The organism is Ramlibacter pinisoli (genome assembly GCF_009758015.1).
Classification (GTDB): domain Bacteria; phylum Pseudomonadota; class Gammaproteobacteria; order Burkholderiales; family Burkholderiaceae_C; genus Ramlibacter; species Ramlibacter pinisoli.
Genome location: NZ_WSEL01000009.1, coordinates 1,048,593 through 1,065,051, shown reverse-complemented (window position 1 = coordinate 1,065,051; position 16,459 = coordinate 1,048,593). Strand labels below are relative to the sequence as shown.

Genomic DNA, 16,459 nt, shown 5'->3' with positions numbered 1-16,459 from the left:
CGAGTGGCGCCCTCCCGGATGGGCGTTGCGCACTCGGCCCGGGACGGCTCGATGCGCTCCGCATCCCGCACACCGCTCCGCCGGGGAGTGGGAGTGTGGTCGCACCTCCGACGTTCACCTGAGGACACAACCCATGAGATCCCTATCCAAGACGACCGGCGGCGCTGCGCTGGGCGTTGCCCTGGCTGCCGGCCTGTTCGCGCTGGCGCCGCTGAAGGCCGAGGCGGCATCGTCGAAGTTCTGCGAGGGTGGTGGCTTCACCATCCAGCGCGCCGGGCAGCCGGACATCAGCGGCGACCGCGACGTCCGCATCCCCGCCGGCACGCTGGGGACCAGCTTCACGATCAAGGGACGCTACGTGCAGTTCCAGGTGATCGCGGCCTCCTTCGGCATCCGCGACTACCGCTTCCTCTCGTCCAATGCGCCAGGCACGCAGACGGTGGGCGGCGACGCCCCCGTGTTCGAGAGCAAGCTCCCCGATCACCGCGGGCTCGTGCTGGCCGCCGACGTGGTCGTGGAACTGAAGGGCGAGAACATCGAACTGTCCCGCACGGGCACCGGGCTGAGCATGAAGATCACGGCCAAGGACTGCACGCAGGGCGGCGTGTTCCAGATGGAGCCGGAGCGGGCCGACGGCACCCAGACGCGGATCCGCCATCTCCTGGCCGCGGGGACGTTCTACTTCGACAACCCCAATTTCCGTGCCCGGGAAGGCGACGTCGTGCCGTTCAACCCGAGCGACCCGACCCGCGCCACGACCGTCACGGTCGGTCCCCGGATCAACTGGGCCAACGACATGTCGCCGGCCTTCGTCGGGCGCGACAGTCCGCAGGTCGCGACCCGCGTGCTGCCCACCAACTGCCCCAACCAGATCCGCCGGCGGGACGGGACGTTCGTGACCGTCGACCATTGCGGCAGGGAGTCGGTCTGGGACGTGGCCAGTGGCGGCCGCATGGGCATGGTGACCGGGGAAGACGCCACCGAGGTGTCGCCGCCGGCGACCAACTGCGTCCAGAACTGCCAGGCGCAGAACCGTGTCCGCGGTGGCGCCGTGGTGCTGGGGCATCCATTCCCGGTCCCGGCCGACGTCCGCCTGCACCCGGACTTCCAGCAGCCTTGAACGACAGGTCCCCGGGGCTAAGGTCCCGGTGACAGTGCCGCCGGGACCGTGGGCCCCGGCGGCATGGCGCTGTCCGGCTGGTTCGATCAGGACTTGAGCGCAGACGAACGGATACCGGGCGAAACAAGAACGTGTTTCGATGTGTGTCGCTGCCCTTGCGACTGATCGGTCCGAGGGCGATTGATCGGTGGCCCCGGCCGGTGTTGAGGTCGTGGGACCGTGCAGAAATCGAAAAGATTGCTTACTAAGGTCGCGTTCCCTGAAGCCCACGCTATGTAACGAAAGCATCCAGAAGTAGACACATGACCTAGACGAGTCGCTGCCCGAGCCGGCAGCCAGCGCGACAACCATCGGATCGGGAGGAATGCCATGCGCAGCGGTTTGCTTGTTCTGGCGATGTTGGTCCCCTCACTGGCCAGCGCGCACGTGAAATGGTTCGCGGCGTCCTGGGACCCGAGTGCCGCGCCGGTCGGCCTCGATCGGCTCCTGGCCTCGCACGGTTTCCTGGCCATGTTCCTCCTCACCCTCGCGGTGGTCGTCGCATCCCAGTTCGCCGACCGGCGGCTGGCGGCCCGGCAAGCTCTCCAACGCTTTCTCGCGGCCGCCGACCTGAAGACCGCCCGCTTCGTCCCCTGGATCATCCGGCTGGGCCTCGTCGTCTACTTCACCAGCATTGCCCTGTACTTCCGGGCCGAGCCCATCATCCTGACGCCCGAGTTGAAGAGCGGCGTCTCCTGGATGCCGATGGTCCAGCTGGCGATCGCGTGCGGGCTCCTGCTGCGCAGGGGCGTGATGCCGGCCTGTGTCCTGATCGTCGCGTTGTATGGCTATGCGGCCCATCGCTATGGATGGGTCCACATGCTCGACTACACCTTCTTCCTCGGTGTCGTCGCCCTCCTGTCCCTGGAAGTCCTGTACGGAGAGCGTCGGGCAGGGGTAGGCATGCTGGTGTTGCGGATCACGGTCGCGACGAGCTTCATGTGGGTGGCGGCGGAGAAGTGGATCTACCCCGACTGGACACACGAAATCCTCTCCAGCCTGCTTCCCCCGGTGCTGACGGGGTTCGACGTGCACTTCTCCTGCACCGCCGCCGGCTTCGTGGAGCTCGCGCTCGCCTTCTTCATCCTGTTTGGCCGCACGGCCGCTCCGACCGCCGCGGTGGTCCTGCTGTCGTTCTTGCTGGCGGCCATCCCGTTCGTCGGCCCGGTCGATGCCATCGGCCACATGCCGCTGGTGGTTGCGCTGGCGGTCCTGGCCGTCACCAAGAACCACCTGCTCCTGGTGGGGTCGGCCCGGCAGGTCGTCACGCGGCTCGGCGCCTTCCTGTTCCCCACGACCGTTGTCGTGCTTCTCGTCTCCTACTACTACTCCCACGCCGCGGCCATCGCCAGCGGCGCCTTGGGCCATTGGCCCGCCACCCTGTCCCATGTCGCACTGGCCGCCGCGGCCGGCTATTGGGCCACCTATGCGCTCTACGGGGTCGTCGCGGAGCGGCGCAGCCACCTGGCGGGGTAGTTCATTGCGGCGCAGCGGGCTGCGGCACCGCCACGCCCGGCGGGTGCCATCGCCGTGAGCCGGCTGGACGACGGGTGCACGGGGACGCCCCCGGCCGTCGTCTACAGTCCTGCCTCGGCTGGCGGAAACAGTCCCGCCAGCCTGTCTCCGCTACCCAAGGGAAATCATCTTGAAGATCGCACTTGCCTGTACTGCGCTCGCGCTCGCGCTCGCCGGTCCAGCCCATGCTCAGCCGGCCGACACGGCCGTGCAGCGCGCGGCCGCCAGCCAAAAGCAGCCGCTGCTGGACACCCTGAAGGAGTTCGTCTCCATCGAAACCGGAAGCCGCGACGCCGCCGGCTTGACCAAGGCGACGGAGCTGCTGGCGTCCAGGCTGCGCGCGCTGGGCGGGCAGGTCGAGTTCGTCGAGCCCACGGATGCCACCACCTATCGCATGGCCGACACGCCCGGGAAGATCGGTCGCATGGTGAAGGCCAGCTTCCGCGGCACCGGCAGCAAGCGCATCCTGTTGCTGGCGCACATGGACACCGTGTACCCGCAAGGCATGCTCGCCAGGCAGCCGTTCCGCATCGACGGCGACAAGGCCTATGGGCTCGGCATCGCGGACGACAAGCAGGGTGTCGCGCTGGTCGTGCACATCGTCGCACTGCTCAAGCAACTGAACTTCAACGAGTATGGCGAGCTGACCGTGCTGGTCAACTCCGACGAGGAGATCAGTTCGCCGGGCTCGCGCGAAGCGATCGCAGCCGCCGGCGCGGCCCACGACGTCACGATGTCGTTCGAGTCCAGCCGGGCGGCGTCCGACAAGCTGTCGCTCGCCACGGCCGGCATCGGCTCGGTGCAATTGAAGGTGGAAGGGAAGGCTTCCCACGCCGGCTTGGCGCCCGAGCAGGGCGTGAACGCGCTGTACGAACTCTCGCACCAGCTCCTGCAGATGCGCGACCTTTCGGACCCCCAGACCGGCCTCAAGCTGAACTGGACCATCTCGCAGGCTGGCACCAATCGCAACGTGATCCCCGCGCAGGCCACTGCCGAGGCCGATGTCCGGGTGCTGCGCGTCGCCGACTACGACCGGATCGAGGCGGTCGTGCGCGAGCGGGCGAAGAAGCAGCTGCTGCCCGAGAGCAAGGTCACGGTGTCGTTCGAACGCCGCCGGCCGCCGCTCGAAACCAGCGACGCCAGCCGGAAGCTGGCCGCCCAGGCGCAGGCGATCTATCGCGAGATCGGCAAGGACCTGGTGGTGGATCCCGTGGCGGAAGGCGGTGGCACCGATGCGGCGTTCGCCGCGCTAAAGACGAAGAACGCCGTGGTGGAGCGCTTCGGCCTGCAGGGGTTCGGTGCCCACTCGACAGACGCCGAATACATCCTCCTCGGATCGATCGAGCCGAGGCTGTACCTGGCGGCACGGCTGATCATGGACGTGTCGCGCGGTCGAGCCCAGTAGAGGGGAGGGGCCGCCTTGCCACCGTGGTTGCCCGATCCGGCGCGCCGACGGGGGTTCGGTGGGCGCCTGGCCCTGCGGGCCGCCGCCGGGACGGTCCTCGTGGCCACGGCACTGGCCGCCGGCTGCGCGGCGGATCGGCAGGCGAGCGGACCGCTGCAGGTCAAGGTCATCGCGTTCAACGACTACCACGGCCACCTCGAACCGCCGGACCTGTCTGCGGCCCCAGCGCGGCTGCCCGCTGCCGAGCGGATCCGGGTGGGCGGCGCGGCCTACCTGGCCGCGCATGTCGCGCGGCTGCGGTCCTCCGCCAGGCACAGCGTCGTGGTGGGGGCGGGCGATTCGATCGGGGCGAGCCCGCTCATCTCGGCGCTGTTCTTCGACGAGCCCGCGGTCGAGACGCTCAACCGCATCGGGCTGGAGTTCAACGCGGTCGGGAACCACGAGTTCGACAAGGGCGCCGACGAGTTGCGCCGCCTGCAGGCCGGCGGATGCCGGCCTGACCCGAACAGTTGCATGGGGCAGCACGCCGGCACGCCGGTGCCGTTCGAAGGCGCGAAGTTCCGCTGGCTCTCGGCCAACGTCGTCGACCGTGCCAGCGCAGGGACGCTGCTCGCTCCCTACGGCGTCAAGAGTTTCGACGGCGTGCGCATGGCCTTCATCGGCGTGACGCTGCGGGCGACCCCTACCATCGTCATGCGGAGCGGCGTGCGGGGGCTGGATTTCCTCGACGAGGCCGAGACCGTCAACCGCCTCGTGCCCGAACTGAAGGCGCAGGGCATCGAGGCCGTGGTGCTGCTCCTGCACGAGGGCGGCACACAGGCCGGCGCACGCCAGGACATCAACGGCTGCGCGGGCGGCCTGCAAGGCTCCCCGGTGGCTGGCATCGTGCGCCGGCTCGACGACGCGGTCGACCTGGTGATCAGCGGCCACACCCATGCCGCCTACAACTGCCGCCTGCCCAACGCGGCCGGCCGCGCGATCCCCGTGACCAGCGCCAGCGCGTTCGGCCGGGTGCTGACGGACATCGACCTGGTGCTGGACCGCCGCACGGGCGAGGTGCTCTCGGCCGCGGCCACCAACCGCCTGGTGCGTCATGACGACATCCAGCCGGATCCTGCCGTCCAGGCGGTCGTCGCGGGGTACGGGCAGCTCGCGTCCCGCGCGGCCCGCCGGGTGGTCGGCGCAGTGGCGGCGGACGTGCCGAACCGGCGGTCGGATGCGGCCTGCAACATGCCGGCAGGGGAACTGATCGCCGATGCGATGCTCTCCGCGACGGCGGCGGAGGGTTCCGGCGGCGCGCGCCTCGCGTTCATGAATCCCGGCGGCGTGCGCAGCCCCGGGTTCCTGCACCGCCCGGCGACGGCGGGTGGCGGCCCGGGCGAGGTGACGTATGGCGATGCGTTCACCGTGCAACCGTTCGGAAACAACCTGGTCACGATGACCTTGTCGGCCCGGGACATCAAGGATGCGCTGGAGGAGCAGTTCGCGGGCTGCGGCCGGCAGCCGCCGGGCAGCACGAGGCTGCTGTTGCCTTCGGCCGGGTTCCACTACACATGGGACGCCGGCCGGGCTTGCGGCGCCCGGATCCGCTCCGCGGTCCTGCGCGATGCCGCGGGTCCCCACATCCTGGTGGACGACAGCGGCGCCTTGCCCGACCCGGACCGCCGCTTCCGCGTCACCGTCAACGACTACCTGGCGCAAGGAGGCGACGGGTTCTCCACCTTCCTGCGCGGGGCCGACCGGCTCGTGGGGCCGCAGGACATCGAGGCGCTGACCGGCTTCCTGTCGCGCTTTGCGCCACCGGCCGCGCCCTATGCGCCCGGGACGAATCCCCAGGACGGTGGCGGCCGCCGCATCCGGCGCACGGGCGCGGGCAACAGCTGCCCGAGCGGCAGGCTGGCCGCCGGATGAGAGACCGTCAGGGCGGCGCGACGCGCAGGCGTGCGGCCACCCGGGGCGTGCACAGGCCGCCGGCCAGCACGTCGATGGCCTGGCGGGCAATCGCATCGGGTGTGAGGGCACCATCCGGGCGGTACCAGCGGCCGATCCAGCTCAGGGCGCCGGCCAGGGTGAACGCGGCGATCTTGGGATCGCAGGGGCGGATGGAGCCTTCCTCCACCCCGCGCGCCACCAGGTCGCGGAAGTGGGCGTCGAGCTTGGCCTTGAAGGCGCGCAGCGCGCGACGGCTGTCCTGCGGCAGCGGGTCCTCGCCGACGCGGATGATGCACATGCCGTAGTCCTGCGTCACGATCATCACGTAGCTGTGCATCGCCGCCACCAGCTGGTCGATGGCGCGGCCGCCGCGGCTGCGCTCGGCCTGGATGGCGTCTTCCAGCATCTGCAGGCCGATGCTCACGCACTCGAACAGGATCTCGTCCTTGTTCTTGACGTAGTAGTACAGGGTCGGCTTGGTGATGTGCAGCCGCTCGGCCACCTCGTCGAGCGACGTGGCGTGGAAGCCCTTCTCGTTGAACACGCGCGCGGCCGTGCGCAGCACTGCGTCGCGCTTGCTGGCGCGAAGGCGCTCGCGGTCGCTCGTGCTGGTCCACGGCGACGCGGGCGCGCGCGCGGGGGTTGTGGAACCCAGCGCCACGCCGGGCCCGCCGCCGTCAGCGGTAGAGCGCTTCGATCTCGGCGGCATAGGCCTTGTAGATGCTGGCGCGGCGCACCTTCATGGTGGCGGTCACCTCGCCGTCGTCGTGGTCCAGTTCCTTGGCCAGCAGGTGGAAGCGCCGGATGCGGGCCACCTCGGCCAGCTGCGCGTTGCCGCGGTCGATCTCCTGCTGCACCAGCTCGCGCACCTGCGGCAGCTCGGCCAGCGAGCGGAAGTGCGTGAAGGCCAGCCGCTGGCCCTCGGCCCACTTGCCCACGGTCTCGAAATCGATCTGCACCAGCGCCGCGACGAAGCGCCGGGCCTCGGCGACGATCACGCATTCCTTGACGAAGGGGCTGGCCTTCATCGCGTTCTCGATCTCGGACGGCGTCAGGTTCTTGCCGCCGGCGGTGATCATCACGTCCTTGAGGCGGTCGACGATCCGGTAGTGGCCGTCCTGCAACTGCACCACGTCGCCCGTGTGCAGCCAGCCGTCGACGATGGCGGCGGCCGTGGCCTCCGGGTTCTTGTAGTAGCCGGCGAACACCACGCCGCCGCGCATCTGCAGCTCGCCTTGCCCCGACACCCGCGCCTCGACGCCCAGCGTGGGCTGGCCCACCGTGCCCCAGCGGATGTCGTCCGGCCGCTGGCCCAGCACCATGCCGCTGGACTCCGTCATGCCGTAGACCTCGACCAGCGGCACGCCCAGGGTGCGGAAATACTGCAGGATCAGCGGCGAGATTGGCGCCGCCCCGGTGAGCGCCACGCGCGCGCGGCGCAGGCCGATGAAGTTCTGCAGCGAACGGAACACCAGCGCGTGCCAGAAGCCGAAGACGAGGCGCTCGGCCGCCGTGCGCTGCCCGGCGTCCCTGTGCGCGAACGGCGCGCAGGCGGCCAGCGCGCGCTGGTACAGCCAGCGCCGGCAGGCGCCGGTCTCCTGCATCTTGATCGAGATGGCCGAGTGCAGCTTCTCCCAGATGCGTGGCACGCCCAGGAACATGGTCGGCGCCACTTCGCGCAGGTCTTCCTGCACGGTGCGGATCGACTCGCCGAAGTCCACCCGCGAGCCCAGGTACAGCGGCACGAAGCAGGTGAGCATCTGCTCGGCCACGTGGCACAGGGGCAGGTACGACAGGTGCGAGGTGCGCTCGTCCAGGCCCAGCCGGTCGATGATGCCCGGCGCCATCGCCGCGATGTTGCCGTAGGTGATCATCGCGCCCTTGGGCTTGCCGGTGGAGCCGGAGGTGTAGATCACCAGGCCGACGTCGCCCAGGGTCTGCGCCGCCAGCACCGCCTCGACGCGGGCGCGGTCGGTGCTGGCGCGGCCGCGCTCTTCCAGCTCGGCGAAGCCGACCACGAGGTGCGGCGCCCGGGCCTTCACGTCGCCCAGGCCCTTGGTTTCCATCACGACCACGGCCCGCAGCGCGGGCAGCTGGTCGCGCGCGTCCAGCACCTTGTCGGCCTGCTCCTGGTCCTCGCAGACGACGACCTGCGCGTCGGCATGGCCGAGGACGTAGGCCACTTCGTTGGTCGGGCTGGTGGGATACACGCCGACGGTGACCGCGCCGACCAGTCCGGCGCCGAGCTGCGACAGCACCCACTCGACCCGGTTCTCGGCCAGCACGCCGACGTGCGCGCCGCGCCCGATACCCAGTGCGGCCAGGCCGAGGCCGACGTGCACCGCCCGCTCGTGCAGCTGCGCCCAGGTGAGCGGCTTCCAGATGCCGAAGCGTTTCTGCCGCATGGCGATGCGGTGGCCGGCGTGGGTCGCCTGGTGGCGCAGCGCCTGGGGGAGGGTGAGGGAGAAGGGTGCCGTGGCGTCACTCCCGCGCGGGCGGGACTCCACGGCGGCCTTCTCGGCACCGTCGTGGAAGCCTTCGGCCACCGCCTGCGCGGGGAGGGCGGCGGTGGGCGACGTCACGACAGCCACCGCTTCCTCCGCTTGTAGTGCTTCAGGTCGCGGAAGCTCCTGGCGCCGCCTTCGCTGCCGACGCCGAGGTAGAACTCGCGCACGTCGGGGTCGGCGGCCAGCTTCTCGGCGGTGTTGTCGATCACCACCTTGCCCGTCTCCAGGATGTAGCCGTAGTGCGCCACGGCCAGCGCGATGGACGCGTTCTGCTCGACCAGCAGCATGGAGACGCCGCGCTCGGCGTTGATGCGGGCGATGATGGCGAAGATCTCCTCCACCAGCACCGGCGACAGGCCCAGCGAGGGCTCGTCCAGCAGCATCAGCTTGGGCCGCGCGATGAGGGCCCGGCCGATGGCCAGCATCTGCTGCTCGCCCCCGGACAGGTAGCCGGCCAGCCCCTTGCGCCGCTCGTACAGCCGCGGGAAGTACTCGTAGACCAATTCGAAGTCGGCCGCGCCGGCGCGCTCGCCGGTGAGCGCGTAGGTGGCGGCCACCAGGTTCTCGTGGACCGTCAGGTCCTCGAACACGTGGCGGCCCTCCATCACGTGGAACAGGCCCGCGCGCACCAACTGGTGCGCCGGCCGCCGCGCCACCGGGGCGCCGTCGAAACGGATCTCGCCGCGCGTGACCTCGCCGTTCTGCAGTTCGAGCAGGCGCGAGATGGCCTTCAGCGTGGTCGACTTGCCTGCCCCGTTGCTGCCCAGCAGCGCGACCACCTGGCCCCGCGGCACCGCCAGCGACAGCCCGCGCAGCACCTGCACCGTGTGGTTGTAGACCACCTCGATGTTGTTGACGGCCAGGATCGTGTCCTGGGTCGCGCCGCCGCTGGACGGAACGTCTACGCGCATGGTGGGCGGGACTTCGCGCGGGCCACCGCGGAACCGGCTGTGCCGGGCCGCTGGTGGCGCCCCCGCGAGGGGGAGGCGCCAGAGGCGCTTCGGGGGGGAGCCATTTACTGCAGACTGATCCAGTCGGAAACCGGCAGCATCTTCTGCTGCTTGAAGTCGGCCTTGTAGATGCGGCCGATCGGGATCGAGTTGCCCTTGATCGACAGCGGCACGCCGATGATGCCGCCGGTGTCGAAGTTGCGGATCGAGCTGAGCGCCGTCTTGAGGTTCTTGCCATTGAGCTCGTTGCCCGCCTCGATGCAGCGGCGCGCCGCCTCTGTCAGCAGCATGGTGGCCAGGAAGCCCTGCATGTACGCCGTGCTCTGGTACTCGGGGCGCATCTTGCGGATGCGCTCGAGCATCGGAGCCTTGCCCTCGGTGTCGTAGTAGTACCGGTAGGGCATCACGCCCATGAAGCCGTCCGCATTCGGGCCCATCTTCATGACCGTGCTGTTGTCCATGGTCCAGAAAGTGCCCATGAAGCTGGTCTTCAGGCCCTGCGCACGCGCCTGGTTGATGAACTCGGGAATCGGGGCCGACACGTAGCCGTGGAAGATGGTGTAGTCCGGGTCGGCGCGGCGCAGCTTGATGACCTCGGTCGACACGTCCACGCTGCCGGGCGGCGTGACGATCTCCAGCACCGGGTTCAGTCCCAGCTTCTTGCTGTCGGCGCGGTAGGCATCGACGGGGTCCTTGCCGAACTCGGTGTCGGAATAGACCATCGCGACCTTGGCGCCCGGCTTGGCCTTGGCGATGTACTGCAGCAGGATGCCGACCATCTCGCTGTAGTCGGGGCCCACCATGAACTGCATCGGGTACTTCTGGGCGTTGCTGATCTCGCGCGCGAACGAGGCGCCGGTCATCAGGATGCTGCCCATGCGGTCGACTTCCGGATTGACCGCCTTCACGAAGCCGGTGGAGTCGGCGTAGTACAGGTTGACCTTGTTGCCGCCGGTGATCTTCTTGAACGCGGCCAGCGACTGGTCGACCTTGTAGCCGGTGTCCTCGGGCACGTAGCGCACCTTGCGGCCCTTGATGCCGCCCTGGCCGTTGAGGATCTCCAGGTAGTCCTTGATGCCGGCGTCGATGCCGATGCCGGCGAACGCGAACACGCCGGTCATGGGAACCGAGGCGCCGAGGACGATGTCCTCCTGCGCGGCGGGCCGGGCCTGCGCGAGCACGCGGCCGGGCAGGGTGGCGGCGGCGGCCGCGGCGGCCGCGGCGGCCGTGGTGGCGAGGAACTGGCGCTTGGTCTTCATGGTGTCTCCTGGTGTTGGCGGGAACGGGCTCAGGTGCGGAAGGGCCACAGGTGGAACGTGCGGCGCACGCGCCGCCACACTTCGGCCAGGCCCAGCGGCTCGAAGACGAGGAACAGGACGATCAGGGCGCCGAACACGATCGTGCGCACCGGCGAGAGGTAGAGCGTGGCGTTGCCCGACAGCGGCAGCCAGCCCATCACGGACTTGAGCACCTCGGGAACCAGCGTCATGAACAGCGCGCCCAGGATGCTGCCCAGCACCGTGCCCAGGCCGCCGACGATGATCGCGGCCAGGAAGAAGATCGACAGCACCAGCGGGAAGGTCTCCGGCGTGATGGCGCGGAAGAAGAAGGCGTACAGGCCGCCGGCCACGCCGGCGTAGAACGAGGAGATCGCGAACGCGAGCAGCTTGTAGCGCAGCAGCGGGATGCCCAGCACCTCGGCCGAGATGTCGCGGTCGCGGATCGCGATGAAGGCACGGCCGATGCGGGTGCGCAGGAGGTTGGCCGACCCGAGCAGGCCGGCAGCCGTGAGCGGCAGCACCAGCCAGTAGAAGCGGAACGAGTCTTCCAGCGCGATGCCCAGCACCGACGCCGGCCTGACCGTCAGGCCGGCCGAGCCGCCCGTCACCGTGGTGAAGTGCGAGAAGGCGAAGTGCGCCAGCACGCCGGCCGCGATGGTGGCGATCGCGAGGTACAGGCCCTTGACGCGCAGCGAGGGCAGGCCGACCAGCAGGCCCAGCAGCAGCGCGGCCAGGCCCGCGGCCGCCAGCGACAGCAGCGAGGGCACGCCCCAGCGCTGCTGCAGGATGGCGACCGTGTACGCGCCGACGCCCATGAACGCCGCCTGCCCCAGGCTGACCAGGCCGGTGTAGCCGGTGAGGATGTTCAGCCCGGTGGCACTGAGGATGTGGATGGCGACCAGGCAGGCGAGGTACAGCCAGTACTCGGAGGCCAGGAACGGGAACCCCAGCAGCGCCACGGCCAGCACGGCGAGCCAGGCGCGCTGCGTCGGCGTGTCGAACAGCGCCGCGTCGGCGGCGTAGGTCTGCCGGGCGGTGCCGATGCGCATCTACAGCCTCTCGATCTCGTGGGTGCCGAACAGGCCGTAGGGGCGCACCAGCAGCACCAGCACCAGCAGCAGGAAGGTGGCCAGCAGGCGGTACTCGCCGCCGAGGTAGAACCCCGCCAGGGCCTCGACCATGCCGACGACCAGGCCGCCCACCAGCGCGCCCAGCACGCTGTCGAGGCCGCCGAAGATCACCACCACCAGCACCGACAGGCCGAACACGCCCATCACGGAGGAGATCCCGCCGATGGAGCCGACCACGATGCCGGCGACGCAGGCGATCATCGCGGCGCCGACCCAGGCGAGCGAGAACACCCGCGGCACGTCGATGCCCATCGAGTAGGCCGCCTGCTGGTCCGAGGCAGTGGCCCGCAGGGCGACACCGCCGCGCCAGAAGCGCAAGGCCAGCAGCACGGCGCCGATCAGCAGCACGGCCACCGCGAACCCCCACACCACCTTGGACGACAGCATGGCGTCGCCGATCTTCACCGGCGCGGCCGGGAAGAACTCCGGCAGGCGCTGCTGGTCGGCGGTCCACACCAGTTCCACGATGCCGACCAGGATGGAGCCCAGGCCGACCGTCACCATGAACGACGAGATCGGCGACTCGCCGAGCATGGGCCGGATCATCACGCGCTCGACCAGCGCGCCGAACGCGCCCGAGGCCACCAGCGCCGCGAGGATGGCGGCCCACACGGGCAGATTCAGGCCGGCGCTGAAGGCGAAGAACAGGTAGGCGCCGACCATCAGCATCTCGCCGATGGCGATGTTGACGACCCGGGTGGCCTTGTAGATGGTGACGAACGCCAGGCCGGTGAGGGCGTACAGGCCGCCCGCCCCCAGGCCGGACAGCACGATCTCGAACAGGAGCCACCAGTCGATGGTCATGCAGCCACCGTCGCGCGGAACCTCGCGCGCAGTTGCGCCACGTCGCCCGAGCCCAGGTAGGCCTTCACGACGTCGGGGTTGCCCTGCACGTCCTTGGGCAGCCCCTGCGCGATCACCCTGCCGAAGTTGAGGACGGCAACGTGGTCGGACAGGTCCATCACCATGCCCATGTCGTGCTCCACCATCAGCACCGTCACGCCCCACTCGCGCCGCACCTCGAGGATGAAGCGCGCCATGTCCTCGGTCTCCTCGCGGTTCATGCCGGCGACCGGCTCGTCCAGCAGCAGCAGGCGCGGCTTCATGGCGAGCGCCCGCGCCAGCTCCACGCGCTTCTGCAGGCCGTAGGGCAGGGCGCCGACCGGCGCCTTGCGGATGTGGTCGATCTCGAGGAAATCGATGATGCGTTCCTCGATCTCCTCGCGCAGCGCTTCCTCCTCGTGGCGCGCGGCCGGCGAGTAGAACAGCGCGCCCAGCGCGCCGGTCTTCAGGTGGCAGTGCCGCCCCAGCTTGATGTTGTCCAGCACCGTGAGGCCGCGGAACAGCGCGATGTTCTGGAACGTGCGCGCCAGGCCCAGCGCGGCGCGGCGCGGCGGCGCGAGCCGCGTGATGTCCTGGCCGGCGAAGCGCACCGACCCGCCGCCGGGCCGGTAGAAGCCGGAGATGGTGTTGAAGACCGAGGTCTTGCCGGCGCCGTTGGGGCCGATCACCGAGGTGATGGAGCCCGGCGCCACCGAGAACGACACCTCGTCGAGCGCCCGGACGCCGCCGAAGGACAGCGTGAGCCGGTCCACCTCCAGCAGGGGCGCGGTCGCGGGCGCGGCAGGGAGCAGGGTCGTCTCCTTCGCCGGCGGGCGGCGGCGTGTCTACTGGTGGGTAACCTCGGCGAATTAGAAGTAGGTTGTTGGTACTGGTTGCCTAGGGCTTACCCGGGTGCGCACGCCGGCAGGGCTGGTCGACCAGGTTCAGGCGTTATTGAGCCTGCGCAATGCCACGGTACTTGCTCGCAGCGCTGCGCAGGTACTCACCGAAGGCCTGCGGGGTCTCGCTGCTCTTGACCTCGATGCCCTGGGCTGACAGTTGCTCCCGCAGCGCGGGCCGCGCCAGCACCTTGGCAATGGCCGCATGCAGGCGCGAAACGATGGGCGCGGGCGTTCCTGCGGGCGCGAGGATCGCGTTGAACGTCACGTCTTCGTACCCGGGAAGCCCGGACTCCGCGACCGTCGGCACCTCGGGCAGCAGCGGCGATCGCGTCGGCGTGGTGACCGCCAGCGCATGCAGCTGCTTGCCGCGCACATACTTCCACGAGGTGCTGACCTGGTCGAACATGGTCATCACCTGGCCGCCCACCACGTCGACCAGCGCCTGGCTGTTGCCCTTGTACGAAACGCTCAGCATCTTGATGCCTGCCCTTCGGCTGAAGAGTTCGGCCGCGATGTAGCCGGTGGACCCGGTGCCGGAGGATGCGAAGGACACTTCGCCAGGATGCGCCTTGGCGCGTTCGATCAGCGCCTGGACCGATCGCTCCGGCACGGTGGGATTGACCACCAGCACCATGGGGATCTGGCACAGCTGCGTCACCGGCTCGAAGTCCTTGATGGGGTCGTAGCCGGCCTGCGGGACGAACGCGGGGGCGGAGACGAAGGTGTTGGCGACCGCCAGCAAGGTGTAGCCGTCCGGCTGGGCGTGGGCAACCTCCCGCGAAGCGATCAGGCCGCTGGCACTGGGCTTGTTGTCGACGATGACGGGTTGCCGCAGGTCCTCGGCCAACCCCTTGGCCACCAGGCGGGTCACGATGTCCACGGTGCCACCGGCGGCCGTGGGCACCACGATACGGATCGGTTTGGCGGGCCAGGCATCGCTTGCCAGGGCGGTGCCACCTGCGCAGGTGGCGCCAATGGCCAGGGCGGCCAGCACACGTCGAATGGAATTCACGAGAGTCTCCTGTTGTGGCGCGCGATGGCGTCGCTTCTCGCGCATGGGGGCACCCGCCAGGCGCCTGGCGGGCAGGTCAGAACATGTACAGCCGCGCCGGGTTGTCGACGAGGAGCTTGCGGACGCGCTCGGCCGTACCGGCCCACGACAGGCAGCGCGCCAGCGCCCGCGCGTTGTCCTCGTCCCGGAATGGCGTGATGCCCTCGGGCCGGAGCGCGACACCCGCCGCCGTTCCCGGATGCGGCCAGTCCGTTCCCCACAGCACGCGGTCCGGATTGGCGTCGATGAGGGCCTGCGCGAGCGGAGCAACGTCCGCGTAGCCAGGCGCGCGCGAGATGCGGTACGGCGCGGACAGCTTCACGTACACACGTCCCGAAGCAAGCGCCGACAGCAGCTTGTCGAAGCCGGCCTGCGACGTTCCCAGGTCGGCCTGCGCGCGCCCGAAGTGGTCGATCACCAGCGTCGTGGGCAGGTCGGGCAACAGGCCGGCCAGTGCGGCCAGGGTCGCCAGGCTGGTGTACGTCTGCACGTGCCAGCCCAGGGGCGCGACGCGCCGGGCCGCGGCCATCAACCGGCGGCCAGCCACTGCGGGGTCGTGCTCGCCGGCGGTTTCCAGGTTGACGCGCACGCCGCGCACGCCGGCCGCGTGCATGGCGGCCAGCGCCTCGCCCGAGATCGTGTCGTCGATCACCGCCACGCCCCGGGCAGCGTCCCCCAGCTGCGCCAGCGCATCGAGCAGGCAGGCGTTGTCGGAGCCGTACGGACTGGGCTGGACGATGACGGTGCGGGCCATGCCCAGGCGGCGATGCAGCGCGCGCAGCGCGAACAGTGGCGCGTCGGCCGGCGTGTAGGCGCGAGCGGGGGCAAACGGATACGACGCCGCGGGGCCGAACACGTGGACATGGCAGTCGCAGGCACCTGCGGGGAGCGGGGCGGGAACGGCGGTCATGGGCAAGTCGTCGTCCGCCCCTCAGCTCGCATAGGAGGGAAAGCCGCCCGGCTCGGCCTCGAGCAGGCGCAGCATGGCATGCCACTCCAGCTCGCCATAGGGCCGGCGCGTGCCGGGCTGGTACAGGTGTGCCGCGCGGTCCAGGACGGCACCGGGCGGCACCAGCACCTGCCCGATCCCCGCGGACATGGCGTCCACCTGCGCACGGCATGCCATCTCGAGCTGGTACATCAGGTTGAAAGCCTGCGGAACGGAGGCGCCGCAGACCAGCAGGCCATGGTTGCGAAGGATCATCGCGTTGTGCGATCCGAGGTCGGCCACCAGGCGTTGCTGCTCGGCCAGGTCGATGGCCGGCCCCTCGAAGTCGTGGTACGCGATGTGGCCGTGGAACCGCGAGGCGGTCTGCGTGAGGGGCAGCAGGCCGCAACGCATGGCCGCCACCGCCATGCCGGCGCGTGTGTGGGTATGGATGATGCAGTGCACGTCCGGACGCGCACGGTGGATGCAGCCGTGGATCACGTAGCCGGACTTGTTGATGCCGTACCCGGTCTCCGGCTTGCGGCAGACGGCGCCGTCGAGGTCGATCTCCACCAGGCTCGATGCCGTGATCTCCTTGTACAGCAGCCCGTAGAGGTTGATCAGCAGCCGATCCTGGCTGGCCGGAACCCTCGCCGTGATGTGGTTGTAGATCATGTCGGTCATGCCGAACCGGTCCATCAGCCGGTAGCACGCCGCCAGTTCCTTGCGCGCCTGCCATTCGGCCTCGGGCACCTCGTCCCTCAGCGACACGAAGTTGGTGCCATATGCGGTCGTCGTCTGCACACCCGATCCATTCATCATTAAATCTAATGTCCCTGTGCGGCCGCGCCTGACAATGCGCGCCCGGATTAGCGTCT

The 16,459-nt window shown here is 69.8% G+C and carries 14 protein-coding genes; 4 read left to right on the top strand and 10 right to left on the bottom strand.

What is annotated here, in order from left to right; translation table 11 throughout:
* The first annotated feature begins 133 nt into the window (after nt 1–133).
* The 4 genes from GON04_RS19465 to GON04_RS19450 all read left to right on the top strand — a co-directional run bounded on the left by GON04_RS19465 (nt 134) and on the right by GON04_RS19450 (nt 5,990).
* Nucleotides 134–1,120, top strand: a complete 987-nt coding sequence (locus GON04_RS19465) for a hypothetical protein (RefSeq protein WP_181653668.1) — start codon at nt 134–136, stop codon at nt 1,118–1,120.
* 369 nt (nt 1,121–1,489) lie between these two features.
* Nucleotides 1,490–2,635, top strand: a complete 1,146-nt coding sequence (locus GON04_RS19460; protein ID WP_157399665.1) for a hypothetical protein — start codon at nt 1,490–1,492, stop codon at nt 2,633–2,635.
* 169 nt (nt 2,636–2,804) lie between these two features.
* Nucleotides 2,805–4,079 carry a M20/M25/M40 family metallo-hydrolase gene (locus tag GON04_RS19455; protein ID WP_157399664.1) on the top strand — a complete coding sequence of 425 codons (1,275 nt, stop codon included), beginning with the start codon at nt 2,805–2,807 and terminating at the stop codon, nt 4,077–4,079.
* A gap of 15 nt (nt 4,080–4,094) precedes the next feature.
* Nucleotides 4,095–5,990: a bifunctional metallophosphatase/5'-nucleotidase gene (locus GON04_RS19450; protein ID WP_232533153.1), complete on the top strand. Its 1,896-nt coding sequence runs from the start codon at nt 4,095–4,097 to the stop codon at nt 5,988–5,990.
* A 7-nt stretch (nt 5,991–5,997) separates the two neighbouring features.
* On the opposite strand, the gene GON04_RS19445 is transcribed toward GON04_RS19450, so the two are convergent.
* The 10 genes from GON04_RS19445 to GON04_RS19400 form a co-directional block, all read right to left on the bottom strand.
* Nucleotides 5,998–6,576: a TetR/AcrR family transcriptional regulator gene (locus tag GON04_RS19445; RefSeq protein WP_338051018.1), complete on the bottom strand. Its 579-nt coding sequence runs from the start codon at nt 6,574–6,576 to the stop codon at nt 5,998–6,000.
* Between the two features lie 112 nt (nt 6,577–6,688).
* Entirely contained in the window at nt 6,689–8,518 is a 1,830-nt protein-coding gene (locus tag GON04_RS19440) for an AMP-dependent synthetase/ligase (protein WP_338051053.1), read from the bottom strand.
* A 71-nt stretch (nt 8,519–8,589) separates the two neighbouring features.
* A complete protein-coding gene (locus tag GON04_RS19435; RefSeq protein WP_157399662.1) occupies nt 8,590–9,429 on the bottom strand; it encodes an ABC transporter ATP-binding protein in 840 nt (279 codons plus the stop codon).
* A 104-nt stretch (nt 9,430–9,533) separates the two neighbouring features.
* On the bottom strand, nt 9,534–10,727 hold the full coding sequence (locus GON04_RS19430) for an ABC transporter substrate-binding protein (RefSeq protein ID WP_157399661.1): 1,194 nt from the start codon (nt 10,725–10,727) through the stop codon (nt 9,534–9,536).
* 29 nt (nt 10,728–10,756) lie between these two features.
* Nucleotides 10,757–11,797 carry a branched-chain amino acid ABC transporter permease gene (locus GON04_RS19425; protein ID WP_157399660.1) on the bottom strand — a complete coding sequence of 347 codons (1,041 nt, stop codon included), beginning with the start codon at nt 11,795–11,797 and terminating at the stop codon, nt 10,757–10,759.
* Nucleotides 11,798–12,682 carry a branched-chain amino acid ABC transporter permease gene (locus tag GON04_RS19420; RefSeq protein ID WP_157399659.1) on the bottom strand — a complete coding sequence of 295 codons (885 nt, stop codon included), beginning with the start codon at nt 12,680–12,682 and terminating at the stop codon, nt 11,798–11,800.
* Entirely contained in the window at nt 12,679–13,473 is a 795-nt protein-coding gene (locus GON04_RS19415; protein ID WP_370530013.1) for an ABC transporter ATP-binding protein, read from the bottom strand. Before GON04_RS19415 ends, GON04_RS19420 begins: the two co-directional genes overlap by 4 nt.
* Before the next feature lie 178 nt (nt 13,474–13,651).
* Nucleotides 13,652–14,614 (bottom strand): tripartite tricarboxylate transporter substrate-binding protein, encoded by a 963-nt coding sequence (locus GON04_RS19410; RefSeq protein ID WP_157399658.1) that lies wholly within the window; start codon nt 14,612–14,614, stop codon nt 13,652–13,654.
* Nucleotides 14,615–14,690: 76 nt separating this feature from the next.
* Entirely contained in the window at nt 14,691–15,563 is an 873-nt protein-coding gene (locus GON04_RS19405; RefSeq protein WP_157399657.1) for an amidohydrolase family protein, read from the bottom strand.
* Between the two features lie 21 nt (nt 15,564–15,584).
* Nucleotides 15,585–16,400 (bottom strand): class II aldolase/adducin family protein, encoded by an 816-nt coding sequence (locus tag GON04_RS19400; protein ID WP_157399656.1) that lies wholly within the window; start codon nt 16,398–16,400, stop codon nt 15,585–15,587.
* Nucleotides 16,401–16,459 lie beyond the last annotated feature (59 nt).